The following is a 16624-nucleotide window of genomic DNA, read 5'->3' as shown; positions in this document are numbered from 1 at the left end:
GAAGGTACTACTTCGGCTGTTCCGTATCGCTTGCCAGTTCTAGCTGCACTTGTTTTACACGCTTATCGGCTTGCAGACGTTGTTGCAGCGACAATAACTCTACCTGTGGCGACGTATCAAATACCACAACGTTTTGCGTACGAACTTTCGGTCTCAGGTCATAGGCGCGCGCGACGGCAGCTTCGTCGGCCGGAGTGATTAGCCGAACGAAAATCATGCCGCTGACCGTTGCCAGCTCGCGTTGGCTAGCTGGTTGCAATAATTCGCCGCGGTGCAGGGTAACAGGGGTTGAACTGCGGGGCATGATGCCGCCCGACTTTGCAACAGTCGGAGCTGGCTTGTAGTAGAGTTTGCCGTTAATCGTAATAGCCTGCCCGCTTGGCTTGGGTAGCAAAGCCAGACCGTCAGTTGCCAGCGCCATGGAGGACAGGATGAGCAGACTACTGAATATCAAATGGGTTTTGTTCATGCATCGCTCCCGTTGTGGCCGATGAAACGAATGGACCAAGATTGCAGCAGACCAGATTCTTGGGGTTTAGGTAAAGATCTGACGGTTGTGCTCCGGGTGGAGCCATCGTGATAAATATACTTGTATTCCCCACTATTTGTATCAACCACGCGGAGGGTCCACCGCCCCTTGGCCCGCTCCCCATAGAACTGATTGGACAGCAAGCGTTGCTGATTGAGCCCGTAGGTTTCATTTACCAATGCGGTTCGCGGGGTGAGCAGGACGGAGCGGGTGCCGGATGGAGAGATCAATTCTACCGCCAGGTCGTTGGCACGGCCATGCTTGGCATCTACCAATACCTGTACGGCTTCCACCGTCAAGTCGTTCTGGTTTACATAGTGGCTTTCTACTCCGTTTTGCTCAGCATCCGGAATAGGTTTCGCCACTGGAACTGTTTGCCACTGGGTCTTTTGCAGAGATGGCAGCGGCTTGTCGTAGATCCGCGCCATTGCTACGGCGCGGTCCACATCGACCAGGCCAAAACCGTAGAACGGATGGAAGGACAATCCCGCAGCGTTTTTCTGCCAGCCTGGGATGGCCCTGAAAGATTGCATCGCCCCGCTCTTGCCTGCAAAGCTAAGCGTAACGCCTTTATTGTCGGCGTCCACTTGACGTGCGGTTTTGATCAGGATATTGCGGATATCCCGCGCACTCAGCTCTGGCTTGGCTGACATCACCAACGCAATTGCTCCAGATACGGCCGGGGCGGCGGCAGAGGTGCCGTTCATGATGCCGCTGTAATTGCAGTTGGGGTCTATGGCGCTTCCGCCATGCAGTTTGTTTTCCACCGCGAGCTTACTGGTGTTGTTTCCACGGGCACAACCCATCAAGTCGGTAGTCACCATGGCTGGTGAGTCCAAGCCATATTCCCCTCCTGGCGCGGTCAATAGCACGTTGGCGCCAACACTGGAATAAGACGAGCGCACCCCGTCAGCATTCAGGGCCGACACCACGATGTTCCAGTAATTGCTGTTATCGAATGTCAGGTTTGCATCCTGCATCGGCAAGCCGCTGTTGCCCTCATGGCCGACGATGTAACTACCATTATTGTCAATCGTGATATCCTCGAATTCATTACCCGCCGATTTCACAAACACCACGCCTTTGCCATTATGGCTACTGGTGCTCATTTCTTCGTAGGTATCCTCACGGATGAAGCTATTGGTATCCGAGATTGGATTACCTGGCTGGCTCTTGAGCGGAGAAGATCCATAGCTCTGGTTAAACACCCGGGCGGCTGAGGGTTGGTTATTGAGTAGTTTGCCGTGGGCGTGCAACCAGTTGACGGTGTTCTGAACTCCCGGTTGCAAGAAGTTGAAGCCTTGCAGCCGGGCTGCGGGCGCCACGCCGCGTACGCTGATGGGACCGGCCTCGGCCGCCGCGGCGATGCCGGCGACAGCAGTGCCATGAGCGTACCTTCCGGACTTTGGGGTGGGATCGTCGGTTGAATTCAGGAAATTCCTTGAGCCAGCAGCGATGTTGGGCGATAGGTCCGGGTGGCGGATTTCCAGCCCATCGTCGATGATGGCTATGGTCACGCCCTCTCCACGTATCCCTGCGGTGTGGGTCGCCGCTAGGTTGAGATCAATCCCCGGTAGGCCTCCACGCTTGGAAAAGGCGTTCTGGCCGGTATTTTGTAAATACCACTGTTGTGACACCAGTGGGTTGCTTGCTTGTAAAGGCGTTGCGGCCTGACTGGCAAGCGCGGTCAACGCGAGCGCTGTTGCCTGGATAGTGGCCTTGATCTGCATGCTTTCTCCTAATGTATCGCTTGTCGAACAACGGCTTACTCGTTACTGGCCAAGGCTGAATCCGCCTGATCACCCTACCTATTCATCTGGCAGCGATTTCCATGCAAAAACGGCTTTTAGATCAATAGACTAGGCAAAGTATCGGTACGAAATTGGAGGGCGCGCGGCCAGAGCCCCAGTTTTCGTGCGATTTCAGCGGACTTTTCGTCTTCTGCCTGGCTTTTTTCGATGTAAAAAGGTTTTTTGACGGTCAAGCACCCCCTTCTTTCTTCCTTGAAACAGCGTTTCCAATAATGCGGGCCAGAGAACTCACCTTGGCTCGGCAGGGATCATGTATTGCGTTTACATTGAGACGCTCCTGGCGGAGCCGTACAAGGTCAGCGCAGTTGCTGCCACAAAAAGGCGTATTCCATCGCGGCGATGGCGGCCTCCTCTTCGTGGTTGGCGGCGGAGCCGTGGCCGCCTTCGGTACGTTCGTAGTAGCGCACATTGGCGCCCAGCTGCTTCATCGCCGCGTACATCTTGCGGGCGTGGCCAGGATGGACGCGATCGTCCAGGGTGGAGGTGATGAACAGCGTGGCCGGATACGCGGTGCCAGCTCGGATATTCTGGTATGGCGAATAGCGTTTGATAAACGCCCAGTCTGCTGGCTGGTCTGGATTGCCGTACTCATCCACCCAGCTGGCGCCGGCCAAGAGTGTGTGGAAGCGCCGCATGTCCAGCAACGGCACCTGGCAGACGACGGCCTGGAACAGCTGCGGATATTTGGTCAGCATCACCCCCATCAGCAGGCCGCCATTGCTGCCGCCCATGATGCCCAAGTGGCGCGCGTTGGCGATGCCGCGTTGCGCCAGGTCCTTGGCGATGGACGAGAAATCGTCGTAGGCCTTCTGGCGGTTTTGCTTCAATGCCGCCTCGTGCCAAGCCGGTCCGTATTCGCCGCCGCCGCGGATATTGCCTAGCACGTAGACGCCGCCTCGTTCCAGCCAGGCCCTACCCAGGGCGCCGTTGTAATAGGGCCTCAGCGACACTTCAAAACCGCCGTAACCGTATAACAGCGTCGGGTTCTTGCCATTTAGCTTCAAATCCTTGCGCGCCACCACGAAGTAGGGCACCCGGGTGCCGTCGTTCGACCTGGCGAAGAACTGTTGGATGCGGTAGGGGCTGGCGTCGAAGAAGGCCGGTTGTTGCTTGAGCGGCTCGCGCGCGTCAATGCCGGCATGGGCCAGCGATAGCGAGGTCGGCGTCAGGAAGTCGGTGAAAATAAAGAAATAAGCGTCGGAATCGTTGCTGTCTACCGCGCTGATGCTGATGCTGCCGTGGGCGGGTGCCGCCACCGGGCGCGACTCCCATTTGCCGTCCACTACCTGCCATTCCACCAGCCGGCTTTTGACATCGTCCAGCACTGTCAGAATAAGGGCGTTGCGAATGTCGGTGATTTCGGCCAGGGAGGTGGAGGCGCTGGGTTGGAACAAAGGGCTGAAGTCGCGCTTGCCTTGCAGGTAACGGTCCAGTTTGATGGCCAGCAAGCTGCCGGCTTTCCAGTCATGCCCGCCCACGTTCCAGCCCTGGTGGGGCTTCAACAGCAGCCACGGCCCATGGAAACTGGCGTCGACATGGCCGGGCTTGTCCAGTTTTTGCCACATGCCGTCGCGCTGCAAATAAAGGATATTGTTAAAGTAGCTGCTGTCTTGACGGATCAGGTGATACTGGTAACCCGCGCTGTCGACGCGGTTGGGGCTGACCATGATGTCGCTGGTCTTGCCTTCGAACAGTATGGCGGCCTGCTCCAGGCGCTGGCCGCGCTTCCATTGCTTGACAATGCGCGGATAGCCGGAGGCGGTCAGCGCGCCATTGCCGAAATCGGTGGCGACATACAGCGCGTCGCCGTCTTTCCAGCTCACCGCGCTTTTGGCTTCCGGCAAGACAAAACCATCTGCGACGAAGCGCTTGCCCGGCAGGTCGAATTCGCGCACTACGGCGGCGTCGCCGCCGCCGCGGCTCAGATGGATCAGGCAGCGGTCTTGTTGCGGCTTAACGCAGTCCGCGCCCTGCCACACCCAGTTTTCTTTTTCCTCGCGCGCCAGCTGGTCCAAATCCAACACGGTTTCCCAGGAGGGATCTGCCTTACGGTACTCGTCTAGGGAGACGCTGCGCCACAGGCCGCGCGGATGCGCAGCATCGCGCCAGAAGTTGTAGTAACGCTCGCCTATTTTTTCGATGACCGGCAGGCGGGCGTCAGAATCCAATACGGACAGAATATCGCGCTTCAGCGCTGGGAATATTTCGTGGCTCTTCAGAGCCTTCCTGGTCTGCTGGTTCTGTTGTTTTACCCATTGCAGCGCATCCTGGCCCTGTATGGCCTCCAACCATAGATAAGCATCATCCACCGCATGACTCTGTGCGGTGAGTAGCAAGGTGGCGAAAATGAACAGTCTGGCTTTCATAAGGTGTATATGAACGTTTCCCGTTTTAGGCAGGAATACCATGCCTTGACAATCAGCTTTGCTTCCAGCTTGCTATTCAGGCTTGTCGGTACGCGCACCGGTGAAGCCCGCTGGCTTATTTCCAAAAGCGTGTTTACGATTTCGCGAGGCGAAAACGGCTGAGAAAGCGGAATGTACAAATGGTACATGAGCATTTCGAAGCGGTACTCACCGTGTCGCGTCTCACAGCGCGCAGCAGATCGTATACAGGTTCTTGGCCAGCCACGGCTCTATCTGTTTTGTCATTACACGAAATTCCTTACATAAACTTTCAACGTCATTCCTATTGGTTAATTAATTTTTTACCCGTCAATCATGTCGGCTTGGCATGAACACTTGCGGCTTTATCAGCCTGTTCCCAGAGCCAAAAATTCTTTTTTATGCTGGTCAACAAAACTCAGTTTTAAAGCGCGGTGATACAGACTACGATGTTGCAGTTCAGCAAAAAGGGAGCTTACTCTTTATTGAGGACAACTAGTCAATGCAAAACAATATCAGCGATTTGTCAGTTGTTTTTAATAACACAAAGGATTTATGAATTTACCTATCATCAAACTACAGCAATGTCATGCAAAAAATCAGTTAACACTTAAAAATGGGGGGTGCTGATCTCGCCCTACCCAAGGGTATCAACGATTCAATGTGCTATGATGAAGATCTAAAAAGCAGTCTATGATCTTTTCGTTCAGAGATAATTGCCGCTATTGGAAAACCTGTGCTAGAAAACCAAGCCAAGAATAAAGAACTTGTTCAAGTGAGTGTGTGCGGTGACTTGCTCTCCCCACGTCCCCCCCCCACCCCCCCAGTATTGAGTAGCACGTGACTTTAGAGTCCAATCAACCTCACACGGAGATTGGACATGAAAAACGATTCACGGAAGAACAAATTATCGGGTTTATGAAGCCGGCGTAGCAGTGAAGGAGCTGTGTCGGCAGCATGGCTTTAGCGATGCCTCGTTCTACAACTGGTGAGCTCAGCTCGGTGGCATGGAGGTTTCAGATGCCAAAAGGCTGAAGGAGCTTGAAACCGAGAATGCCCGGTTGAAGTGCTTGCTGGCCGAGGCTATCGTGGACGCCGAGGCACTTAAAGTTGCACTCGGGTAAAGCATTGACCCCGCAGTAGAAGCGTGAGGTGGTGAATCGCGAAGGTGTGCGGGCGAACCACAAGCGGGTCTACCGGCTGTATCGTGAAGCGGGCTTGATGGTTAGGCGACGGAAGCAGCGTCATGGCGTGGCCGTGGAACGAGAGCCCTTGGAAAGACCAGATCGGTCCAATGCGGTGTGGTCGATGGACTTTGTATCGGATGCGCTGGCCAATGGTCGACGCATCAAGGTGATCAATATCGTGGATGATTTCAGCAAGGAATGCGTTGCCGTGGTCGTCGATTACGGGATCTCGGGGCACTACGTGGTCCGGACTGAAGCAGGCAGGCCCGATTCCGGGGATGCCCGGCCACGATCAGAACGGATCAGGGCCCCAAATTTACCGGCAATGGGCTGGACCAGTGGGACAGCAGCAAGGGCATTCAGCTGAAACTGACGCAGCCAGGCAAGCCCACACAAAATGCCTACATCGAGAGCGTCAACGGGCGCTTACGCGATGAATTGCCTGAACGAGCACTGGTTCATGAGTCTCTCGCATGTTCGGGCCGAGCTTGCGGTGTGGCGCAAGGATTACAAGGAAACAAGACCACACTGCTCGCTGGACTATCAAACACCTGCAGCATTTGCAGCGGGCTTCGGCATGGGGGAACCAGCGGAGGAGGAGCAGGAGTTTTTAACCGACTTTACTAAGAGCGGCTAACAAAAATCAGTGTTACGGCTGAGGCAAGGCGCGCCGACGCAGTCAGTACTTGAGTACGGCAAGTCTGCGCAACGCAGCATCAGGAATTTTGTTAGCCGCACTAAGTAGGCCTTAGTCCTAGTCCTGACGGAAGGTCAGGAGTCCTTAGATACTCACAGTAAAGTTGGTATTTAAGATAGCGGATTTTTGGATTTTACTAAATTTAAGTGTCCACTGATTTTTTTGTTCGCGGTTTTGTTTAATTATAAGGATAATGCTTTTGAAATTTAAAAGCAGATTATCCGTTTTAGGGCGTCAGATGGCGTGACAGTAGAAGTACTTCAAGGAGAGTCTATAACTCTCCTTTTTTTTATTTAAAAGCTTGGTGCGTATTTTTTTACAATAAAAATAATATTAAATTTTCAAATATATGCACAGTTAAATGGCACCAAAGTAGCGGTCTTAAGCGATATTATCTGCACGTAAAATTCTCTCAGCTTGCAGTTGACTAGTTGTCCTAATGATTAGTCAGCTGCTGCAAAGTAGTTGAATTCTTTAACCTGGAGATCTAGGCGTTACAAAACCTAATGCTCGGTTTGTTTCTAAGCCGGTATTATCTCTAGGTATAGTGTGTGAATTATTTGGGCGGCTCATTTTAAAGTTGACCTGCTTGAAGTTAGGTGATGTTTTCAGTATTGTAAGATTGATGAAATGAGACTTGTTGCAGGTCAAGAAAAATTTATTGGAATTTAACAGTTACAACTACAGTCAGGTTGCCCCCCAAAGACTTAACTGTGGTCATCGTTAAATTAGATCTAATGTCTATGTGGGCAAGAGGTGCTCTTAGAACGTGCTTACGATCTTGCGAGGTAAGGGTGAAAAATGGCGAAAACCGTTGAGAAAGCTGAATGTACAAGCGGTATATGACCATTTCGAAGCGGTTGTCAATGTCGTCTCGCCGCAGTGCAGCAGCTCATAAACAGGTTCTTAGATGCACCTCTGGGAATCACGCCGGCACGATAACAGTGTTACCGAGGTGAGTTGAACATCAGCTGGTATTCAGATGATTTTGAAGTAATTTGCGATAATGACGATAAGCTTTGTATAACGTTTATCTCAGGCTGCTATGAACATGAGACTCCCTATGATGGTCGGCTCTGCTGGTAATCGGAGCGATAATATATAGAATTTCATGTTCGAATCTGAAAAAAAGCCGCTATCTGGGTAATCAATCATCAGCAGTGGCACAGCAAAAACAACGCTTCAGCCGATACAGCAGAGACCGCCCAATAATATAAACCGATGCTTGGCCTTGAGTCGTTGAGAACACCTGTAGTGCAGCTGAAAAAATATAGAACTATTCTAGGTATGCAGAATGCCATGATCTAGGTTATGAAGTTTTTTCAGAATAAATGGTAGTAAATTATGTAAAAAAAGTTAATTATATGGAAAATGTTATGCTAAATGTCCGTAAGATAGTTATGGTATGGTCGGTGTGCGCAACAGTTGGCTTTCCTCTAATTTCTTCAGCCAGTGATGCTACTCGGTTGTTGGATTTGGATGTTTCTTGCCGGCAAAAAAATTGTATGCTGCTAGAGAACGGGAAGGACTACAAGATAAGAGTGAAAGAGGTCGTGCAGTATGTGGAAGTAAGGGGAAAAGATACTCTGTCCCAGAGGCAATATCTTAACGTTTTATCGACTGAGGGTCACTGGTATGCTTTAAGTTTTTGGGCGCTGCCGATAGTCTTGAGTTCAATGGATAGTTCCGAGGAGATATCGTTTCAATGTGTAGAGACTTCACCCCAGTACTGGGATATATTAGCGAGACGGTTTTGCATGGTGTCAAAACGGGCAGTGGGAGTTAAGCGAGTTGGTGGGGCTATGTGACCTTCCCCTCGGCAGGTATCCCAAGAATTCGTTAGTATGAAAGCTCAAAGAAGCCAGCATGCGTAAGTCCAGTTTCACCGAAGAACAAATCATCTCCATCCTGAAAGAAACCGAAGCTGGCTTATCTATGGCCGACTTGTGCCGCAAGCATGGCATCGCAGATACCACGTTTTGTAAGGCCCGCTAACAAAACCTGTCGATAAATCACACACAGATCAATGAGAAAGCCAGCTTGAGCAAAGCGTAATGCGTATCCAGCCGCCGCTCGAAGCGGATGCGCAATTTCCCGAAGCCTGCTAGCCATGAATGGGTAGTCTATGACCCAAGGGCAGCGACCCAGTCTTTCGCTGCTTTCCACTTCGCGATGGGCAATTCGCACCAAGATTCCGCGTCGGTTCAGGTGTTCACGGCAATGACGGTAGTCATAGCCTTTGTCTGCATGCAGCTTGTAAGGCTTTTGCCTGGGCCGCCCTGGCAAACCAGGAACGGCAGGAATCGCATCGACCAAAGTTTCGAAGACTATGGAATCGTGCCGATTGGCGCCGGTAATACACAGCGCCAGTGGTAAACCTCGGCGATCTACGATGATGTGCCGCTTGCTGCCGCATTTACCTCGATCGGTGGGGTTGGGACTGGTCTCTTGGCCCCCCGGGGGCTGGCAACGCTAGCCCCGTCAATGCTTGCCCGGCTCCAATCAATTTGATCGTGTTGGCGCAGTTGTATCAGCAGGACTAGGTGTAGGCGGTCCCAAATGCCTAGCGCTTGCCAATCCCGCTGTCTTCGCCAGCAGGTCATCCCGTTGCCAAAACCGAGCTCCTGTGGGAGGTCCTCCCAAGGAATACCGGTAGTGAGAACAAACAAGATGCCGTTGAGCGAAGCAAAATCATCCAACCGTGGCCGCCCACCCCGGTGGGAGCGCGGCGGTGGGGAGAGTAGCGGCTGCAATGACTTCCAAAGCTTCTGGCTGACGACTTTTCGTTTCATCTTCGCCAAATGCGGGTATACGTATCCGGCATCAAGAGGTTTTGTTAGCCGCTCTAAGTAGGTCTTGGCCCTAGTCCTGAGGGCAGATCAGATTAAAAAATTAATTACCGTGATTGCTCTGTTTTTTAGCTTGGCATTTACCAAATGCTAAGCTAGATTTTGGGAAGATAAGGCCTAAGCAAGCCCCCAAACCTTCTCGTAAAGTAGCAGTTTTGCTACCTGAAAGCGTGCAACCGAGGACTCTAATTATGCTGTAAGGTAGGACTCAGAAAGGAGATGCGGGAAACCGGCTACGTGATGCGTAGCACCCTACCCATCCACCCCTTGAAGGGTGATCCCGCGCAAACTGATGAGGTTGCAATTTTTTTACATGCTGCCATTTACAATCATGCTGTTCACAAAGGCACATGCAGCAGAGGTGAGTATCGGCATGGTTGATTTTTGTCCATATATGTGCGTTGGCACAGCTAATAAAGGTTTCATTGTGGAAATCGTGGAGCAAGCGTTCAAAAAAAACGGTATTGCGGCAAAATTTACTGTTAAGCCCTGGGCGCGCGCTGTCGCAGATACACGAGTTGGCAAACTTGATGGACTTTTAGCACCAGGAAAAAATGAGGCACCAGGCCTGATGTTCCCCGAAACGCCGGTTGCAGTCCAGCAAAATTGCTTTTATGCCAAGTCCACAAGTCAATGGAATTATCGTAGCTTTAATGATGTAAAAAACGGTACATTTATCAGTTATATCGGATTTGGAAACCGGTTGGACTTGGAGAAATCAATTGGAGTTGGGGCGTATAAAAAAAATTTCTTGGAATTTAATTACGACAACAATTATATGTCTCGCGCAGCTAGCATGGTTAACGCCAACCGTGCTATTGCTATGTGGGCAGACCCTATCAGTTTTGAAAAAACCAAGCAAGATGGCAACAAACTACTAAATGGCCTGAAAAACAAAGGTTGCATATCATCATATTACCTATATCTAGCCTTTCCACCCACATCTGTGCGACGCATTCCAGAATTGGTGAATTTATTTGAAGATGGCATAAGTAAATTGAAAAGATCTGGTGAACTTAAGGCTATCTACAAAAAATACCATGTTTCTAATTTAGCATATCAAAAAGAGCAAGTCTTTCACTGAGGGACTGCGCCTTTTCGCTTGACTTCCTCCAGGACTAGGTGTCCAGTCCCGGACGATTGCTGACCCGCTTCCTGAAACCGTTCACTGTCGGATAGGCAAGCAGGCCGCTCGGTTGGTTGGAAGGAAGTCAAATTAACTCCGGACTCTAAAAGTCTTGTTACTCATATACTGGGGTGTCGGTGTTGCCTTGCCCTCTAGAAGAGAGGGCGTCAAACGCTCACGCTGAGTCCTGCTGTATTGCCAATAGCGGCACCTGACATTGACGACACTTGAGTGTAGGCCATGGCTGCTTTATCCGATAATCCTTGACTATATTGCATGGAAGGGAGTTGTTTTTGCAGCAAACTCACGGTGTTCGTACTGGGAAAGCTAAAAGCATGAAAATTAGCACTGCTTGTCTCCGCGGCCGAGGTAATGGCATTTGTTAACAAGGAGTTTAGTTGCTGATTAAAATTCAATCCATATCCTTTGTTTAGTGCGTTTAGGATGAGGAGGACCGTTAATGGATCTAGCTGCTTCTTCTCAGTTTTTTGGGGAGAGTAATGAGAGGGGCTGCTTGTGGGCATTCCCATGTGTTATTTTTGGTAAAATTAAAGTTGGAAGAGGTTGGTATGTTATTAACAATCATAAATTGAGTTCAATGTAAACTAGAGCTGCTTGGTCTTCGCATGCTGGGTCATGCTCGTTTAGTTAAATGTTCGTGCAAACTGCTGTTTGCGGCCTATTTTTAAGTATTTTAATTAAAGTGGAGCGATATAAATTACAATGGCACACTTCTTGTCTTTTTAGAGTGTGCTTAAATGAATTTTTCGATATCAACATCTAGGTTAATATAATATGCTAACTACTCTGTGATAATCAGGTTTCCCTTAAATTTGAAGGGGCGCACTGGCAGCAGCGGCCGCTTGAGGCGATATGCGCCATCGTCTACTTCGATGCGCTACGCCCGCTTTCGCGCTGTTTTGATGAAGATTCACGCCTCTATAAAAACGGACAGCTCCACCTCCCGGCAAGGTCTGACTGTCAAATCGGAACTTCCACAAATAAAAAAAAGGAGAGCGAAGCTCTCCTTAAAAACGCTGCTACCAATGCAAAAATTGACACTTTGGATTACATAGCCTACTTATTAAAACTCAACAAGCTTTTTATTTAATTATCTAAATAGCAACGCGACAATAAAATCAGAGAACACTTAATTCTTACGGCACCACTCAAGACCATGCCATGAAAATATTTGACAGGGCGGGCAACTCCAACACTTCCACTCAACTTAACCTCCTGGCCTTTCCCTGCTTGCAGTCCCTATCGTAATTCAGCGATCTGGACCGATTGAAATGGTATTTCCCGGAACTCGACAAGTAAGGCGCGCTCATGGGGACGCCCAAAGCCTTGGCCTCGGCCGAGCGCGACACGATGCTGCCGTCGTTGTTGAACAACACGACAATGGGCAAGCCGGCCAGACCAGGGTTGAACACCCGCTCGCGGGAAGCGTAAAAGGAATTGCAGTCGACTTGGGTGTAACTAGATGGCATCGCTGGGTGGAATGGCGCGAATCCGGCGTGGTGGGAACACTTAGAGCGGCTAACAAAAATCAGTGTTACGGCTGAGGCAAGGCGCGCCGACGCAGGCAGTACAAGTGGTACGACAAGGAGACGCAACGCAGGATCAGGGGTTTTGTTAGCGCGTTTAAATGGCTGGCCAAATTCGGCGGTATGGATGTGTCTGAGGGGGGCAAATCACGGCGGCTAAAGCGGCTGGAATATGAGAACAATCGGTTGAAAGTGCTCGTGGCCGAACAGGCGTTAGATATCCAGATGCTCAAAGAGGTCGTCACAAAAAATGATGCGGCCCGGCCCGCGCCGTGATGCCGCTGGCAACTCATCGTCAGGCACGATATCTCTGAACGTCGGGGATGTCGCTTGTTGCTGGTGACGCGAAAGACCTTTCGTCGCAAGCCTGCAGAAGATCGTAATGCGGCATTGCGGGTAAGGTTGCGTGAACTGGCTGATCGACGCCGGCGCTTTGGCTCACCACGGCTGCATTCCTTGTTGCGCCGCGAGGGCTGGCCAAACCACAAGCGAGTCGTGCAGATCTATAAGGAAGAGGGCTTGTTACTGCGGTTGCGGCGACGCAAGAAGCGACCAAGCCATCTCTGGGTGGTACAGCCAATGCCGGAAGGACAAGACCGCAGCCCTCGGCGATGGATTTCGTTTCGGACACCCTGTGGAATGGTCGTCGCATCAGGGCCCTGATAGTGGTGGATACCTGGAAGTGTGAATCGGTGTGGATCGAGGTGACTACTCGTTACCTGGGCGGCGTGTCGCGCGGGTTTTAGACCAGTTACGTCGCACTGTGTGGTATTCGAATCTGATCTAGGTTAACAATAGCCCAAAGTTTACCTGTTGGGCATTGGATGAATAGGGGTATCGTCACGGTGTAACGCGGCAATTCACTATAGTGATCACTTTCACCCATTTGAGGCTGTGACTGGAAACCCCAAATCGGGGGAGGATTCGGCAACAGAGTAACCGCAATTAGTTACTTGTTTGACGGCTTCTTCTTTGATTTCAGGGGTGAAACGCTGTGTGCTCGTGGACATCCCCATGCTCAAATTATTAATATGAGAACGCTTTCAGCGGCTAACTCAGTCCACTATTGTGTTGAAAAAACCAGGTGTCTTCTTAAAATTTAAGTGATTACCGATGGTCTCGGTGGTGGCTTTGGGTTAAATTTTTAAATGTTTTTCGAAGCCGTAATTAATAATAATAAAATCATCTTGCCTAAGGGTCGTTAGCCTATTTTAAATCGAAATCAGTGGAAAATTTTTCCCCATTGTTAGAGTTTATCGTAAATTCGTTTTGTATGTTTATCTGTCACAAGTAAAATTTTCCTATACAAATTGGTTAACTACGTTGAAAAACTATCTAAAAAGAATTGATTTACTGTAAAAATGAGCTTTCTTTTGATTTTTATTCTTAATAGCAAGGGGTTCTTAGTAAAAAATTCGGGTAATTTTTAATTATAAAACACTAGTCTACTCATTTTATATCAAATACCATAATGAAAATATTTGGCAAAAGTGGCTGTTGATTCATGATTGAAATTGACTTAATCATGTATTTTTTATGTAAAATAAATCTGTGTTGATAGTTTATACAAGGATGTAGTCTGTAACTCATATGATATTACTAGAGGCGTCATAGGATAGATTGTTATCGATATCCATATAATCCAACATACACTAGAGTTTTTAATAAATTTTGGCTAAGCCATCCAAGGGCAAGTCAAATTAATTTATAAATCATCTTCCTGTCTATAAAAATTTACCTTTTTTAGGCTAAAAATAAATGATATTTAAGTCTCAATAATTTTATTGCATTTGATTGGAATCTAAAAAATTTTGGAGCTAGCATAAAATGAAAAATATAGAAACTTTATATATTCCCCAGAAATTACAAATAACACGGGGAGCTTACGTATCATATTGTCGCCAGCTTTTAGGTAAGCTTGGCTTAACCGAACAGCAATGGAGAGTGCTGGAAATTTTGGGGGTACATGGGACAGTTGATACCGGAGTTATCGCAAAGCATTGTAATTTTTTTTCACCAAGCCTCACCGGGATTTTAAAGCGCATGGAAAGCTCGGGGTTAGTTTACCGTCATAGGGACGATTTTGACCAACGACGAGTTAAAGTTTCTATAACAGAAAGTGGCCGAGAAATATTAGCTAAAGTCTCTCCTGCATTAGATGTTTACCATGAAAAAATTGAATTTTTTTTTACAAAACATAAAGCTCAGCAGCTAATAACTTTACTAGATCAGTTAGAAAAATTGACCGAACAAATTAGTCGAGATATTAGCTGTAAAATTTTATAGTAAATTTTAAGTAAAAACTAAAATGCAAATATTTTGCATCAATCAAACGTCATGGCTGTAGTTTGAGATGTCTCTTAGTTATAGGTGGGGTATCTTTCAAAGACATATTTCTTGAGTAAATACTGATGAGTAAAAAAAATCCCCAGCACATATGCCTTGATAAAATTCAAAACCCCTCGATTAGAGAAATGGCATTAGAAGGTGAGGTTAATTTTTTAAGGTTAGAAATAAACTTATTAAAAATTGAGTTATATTACTTGGTTTTAAGTAAACAGGCTGGCCAAAAAAATAAGTCTCTTCTTGGTTAAATTTTTTGCCAAATTTTATGTTTTTTTAAAGACCATTCCGGATGGTTAGGGGTGGCTTTAAATAAATCAGCTTCACGGTTAAGGCAAGGTGTCCCTGCGCAGACGGTACTTGATCACGGCAAGTTGGCGCAGCACTGCATCAATAATTTTGTTAATTACTCTAATTGATGTCCTGATTAAGTGTGACTATAAGTAAATGCTTCTTTGAACACAAGTCTAAAAAATATCGATTCACATTAAACTTTGTAAGCAAGAGAATTTGCAAAAATCGCATCTTGGCTAATCTCAAATTATTAAATTATATCGACAATTATTACAATTGAGATCACCACTATAGCTATCTGGGAGAAGCTGTCAGTCACGAGGTCTTTGGACGCGTTTCGGTGTGAGATAGAGCGACGTCCCCCCCCCCGCCTTCAGTAGCAGGGGGCTTTAGAGTTGACCTCCTCCCGACTAACCGGCGGTCTAAGCTGGAGATTTCCGGCTTAAAGATGAGCAAGTCGGAACTCGCTCGGGGTTATGCCCATTGATCCAGCGCCATCGATATAAACTCGCTGCCATAGTACCTGCAGAATAGTGGTCAACCATCGTCAAGATCCACATCCTTTCCGAGCGACTTGAACCGATGGGCGCTGACCGCCGTTGCCGCCAAAATGGGGAGGGTGGCTTATGGACTACTGAAGACCCGCACCATGTATCAAGGCTATTTCGAACACGCTTTACCCGGTGGATCGACCTCTCTCGCGCTGGCCATTGAGGCAACTATGACCTCGTAGATAATGCTTGGGCCTTCCACCGGGACTTCTATGCTGTTTTAGGTTAGGTCAGGGCCAGCCGCTGGCTGGATCCTATGTTTATTATGGTCAGCGGGATTCCCGTCAAAGGGTGGAAGCACAGACGATTGCTCGTCTGAGGATCAGTGTGGCCTGACGATGGAATAACCACTTGCAGTTAGTTCGTTGTCGACCTGAATCCGTTGTGGTGTCCCGCGCAAGACTTGAACATGCCGCATCGTAGCAACCACGTCCGCGGCTTTCAGCGCGAAATCCACCGTGATCGCCAGGCTCTCCCGGCTAAAATTATCCACTACAGTTAAGGCCCGGATTTTCTGGACATTGAACAGCTGATTGGCGACGAAATCCATGCTCCAACAGGCATTCAAACTGGAGACGGCCGGCCGGGCTTGCCGGTGCGCGGCCGCCACTCGCCGCTTGAGCCGTTTGCGCCGCAGGTTCAGACCTTCCTCGCAGTAAATCCGGTAGGTCTTCTTGTGATTGATCTGCCAGCCCTCACGTCGTAGCGGACGTGGATGCGGCGCGCGCCATAACGAATACGCGTGGCGGCGATCTCGCGGATCCGCTGTCGCTCCGTGCGATCGTCTCGAGGATGAGGGCGATAAAAATAGCTAGCTTGCCGCAGTTGAATGACTGCGGTGGCGCGACCGATGCTGACGCGGTACGCGTCAATCAGGAAGTTGGCCAACTCGCGTTTGCGGGCCGGCCTCACAGCTTTTTTTGGATGACTTCCTGCAGCATCTGCTTGTCCAGGCTCAGGTCAGCGACCATGCGCTTGGGGCGTTCTCTTCTTCCAGTTGTTTCAGGCGGCGCAGCTCGCTGACACCCAGGCCGCCGTATTTCTTCTTCAGATGTAGAAGGTGGCTTCAGAGACACCCATCTTGCGGCAGACCTCGGCGACGGTGGTGCCGGATTCCGCCTGGCGCAATGCGAAGGCGATCTGTTCTTCGGTGAACTTCGATTTTTTCATGACAAACCTCCTGCCCGGATGGGCTTAAATTTGCCAGAAATCTTTACTTTTCGCCGCTACGTTTTTGCGGGAGGAGGTCAAGGGAAATGCGTTACCGCGCCTGCCATCGGTTCATGACGTTTACGATCCCTCGCTA

Annotated in this window: 7 protein-coding genes and 5 pseudogenes; 5 read left to right on the top strand and 7 right to left on the bottom strand. The window is 49.3% G+C overall.

Features of this window, described 5'->3' with window-relative positions; genetic code table 11:
* Positions 1-7 precede the first annotated feature (7 nt).
* From ACUXV1_RS20285 to ACUXV1_RS20275, 3 genes are all read right to left on the bottom strand, one after another.
* The gene (locus ACUXV1_RS20285) at positions 8-469 is read right to left on the bottom strand and encodes a hypothetical protein (RefSeq protein ID WP_446016332.1); all 462 of its coding nucleotides are present in this window, start codon (positions 467-469) and stop codon (positions 8-10) included.
* Entirely contained in the window at positions 466-2259 is a 1794-nt protein-coding gene (locus ACUXV1_RS20280) for a S8 family serine peptidase (protein WP_446016331.1), read from the bottom strand. Before ACUXV1_RS20280 ends, ACUXV1_RS20285 begins: the two co-directional genes overlap by 4 nt.
* A 377-nt stretch (positions 2260-2636) precedes the next feature.
* Positions 2637-4706: a prolyl oligopeptidase family serine peptidase gene (locus ACUXV1_RS20275; protein ID WP_446016329.1), complete on the bottom strand. Its 2070-nt coding sequence runs from the start codon at positions 4704-4706 to the stop codon at positions 2637-2639.
* Between the two features lie 891 nt (positions 4707-5597).
* Here ACUXV1_RS20275 and ACUXV1_RS20270 point away from each other — a divergent pair.
* A pseudogene (locus ACUXV1_RS20270) lies at positions 5598-6548 on the top strand (IS3 family transposase).
* Positions 6549-8474: 1926 nt separating this feature from the next.
* A pseudogene (locus ACUXV1_RS20265) lies at positions 8475-8588 on the top strand (transposase); the annotation flags it as partial.
* A gap of 32 nt (positions 8589-8620) precedes the next feature.
* Here ACUXV1_RS20265 and ACUXV1_RS20260 read toward each other — a convergent pair.
* Positions 8621-9400 (bottom strand): annotated as a pseudogene (locus ACUXV1_RS20260) (IS5 family transposase).
* Between the two features lie 349 nt (positions 9401-9749).
* Between ACUXV1_RS20260 and ACUXV1_RS20255 the strand changes: the two are divergent.
* On the top strand, positions 9750-10541 hold the full coding sequence (locus tag ACUXV1_RS20255; protein WP_446016328.1) for a substrate-binding periplasmic protein: 792 nt from the start codon (positions 9750-9752) through the stop codon (positions 10539-10541).
* Between the two features lie 1265 nt (positions 10542-11806).
* Here the strand turns inward: ACUXV1_RS20255 and ACUXV1_RS20250 are convergent.
* Complete coding sequence (locus tag ACUXV1_RS20250) at positions 11807-12073, bottom strand: Y-family DNA polymerase (RefSeq protein WP_446016327.1); 267 nt, start codon at positions 12071-12073, stop codon at positions 11807-11809.
* A gap of 396 nt (positions 12074-12469) precedes the next feature.
* On the opposite strand from ACUXV1_RS20250, the gene ACUXV1_RS20245 reads away from it, so the two are divergent.
* Complete coding sequence (locus tag ACUXV1_RS20245) at positions 12470-12793, top strand: IS3 family transposase (protein WP_446016362.1); 324 nt, start codon at positions 12470-12472, stop codon at positions 12791-12793.
* 207 nt (positions 12794-13000) lie between these two features.
* Here the strand turns inward: ACUXV1_RS20245 and ACUXV1_RS20240 are convergent.
* A pseudogene (locus ACUXV1_RS20240) lies at positions 13001-13140 on the bottom strand (transposase); the annotation flags it as partial.
* 817 nt (positions 13141-13957) lie between these two features.
* Here ACUXV1_RS20240 and ACUXV1_RS20235 point away from each other — a divergent pair.
* Positions 13958-14416: a MarR family transcriptional regulator gene (locus ACUXV1_RS20235; protein ID WP_446016326.1), complete on the top strand. Its 459-nt coding sequence runs from the start codon at positions 13958-13960 to the stop codon at positions 14414-14416.
* A gap of 1266 nt (positions 14417-15682) precedes the next feature.
* On the opposite strand, the pseudogene ACUXV1_RS20230 reads toward ACUXV1_RS20235, so the two are convergent.
* A pseudogene (locus tag ACUXV1_RS20230) lies at positions 15683-16488 on the bottom strand (transposase); the annotation flags it as partial.
* Positions 16489-16624: the final 136 nt, after the last annotated feature.

The organism is Chromobacterium sp. W521 (genome assembly GCF_052805975.1).
The sequence above is the reverse complement of the archived record's forward strand: the minus strand, read 5'-3'. Positions and strand labels throughout refer to the sequence as shown.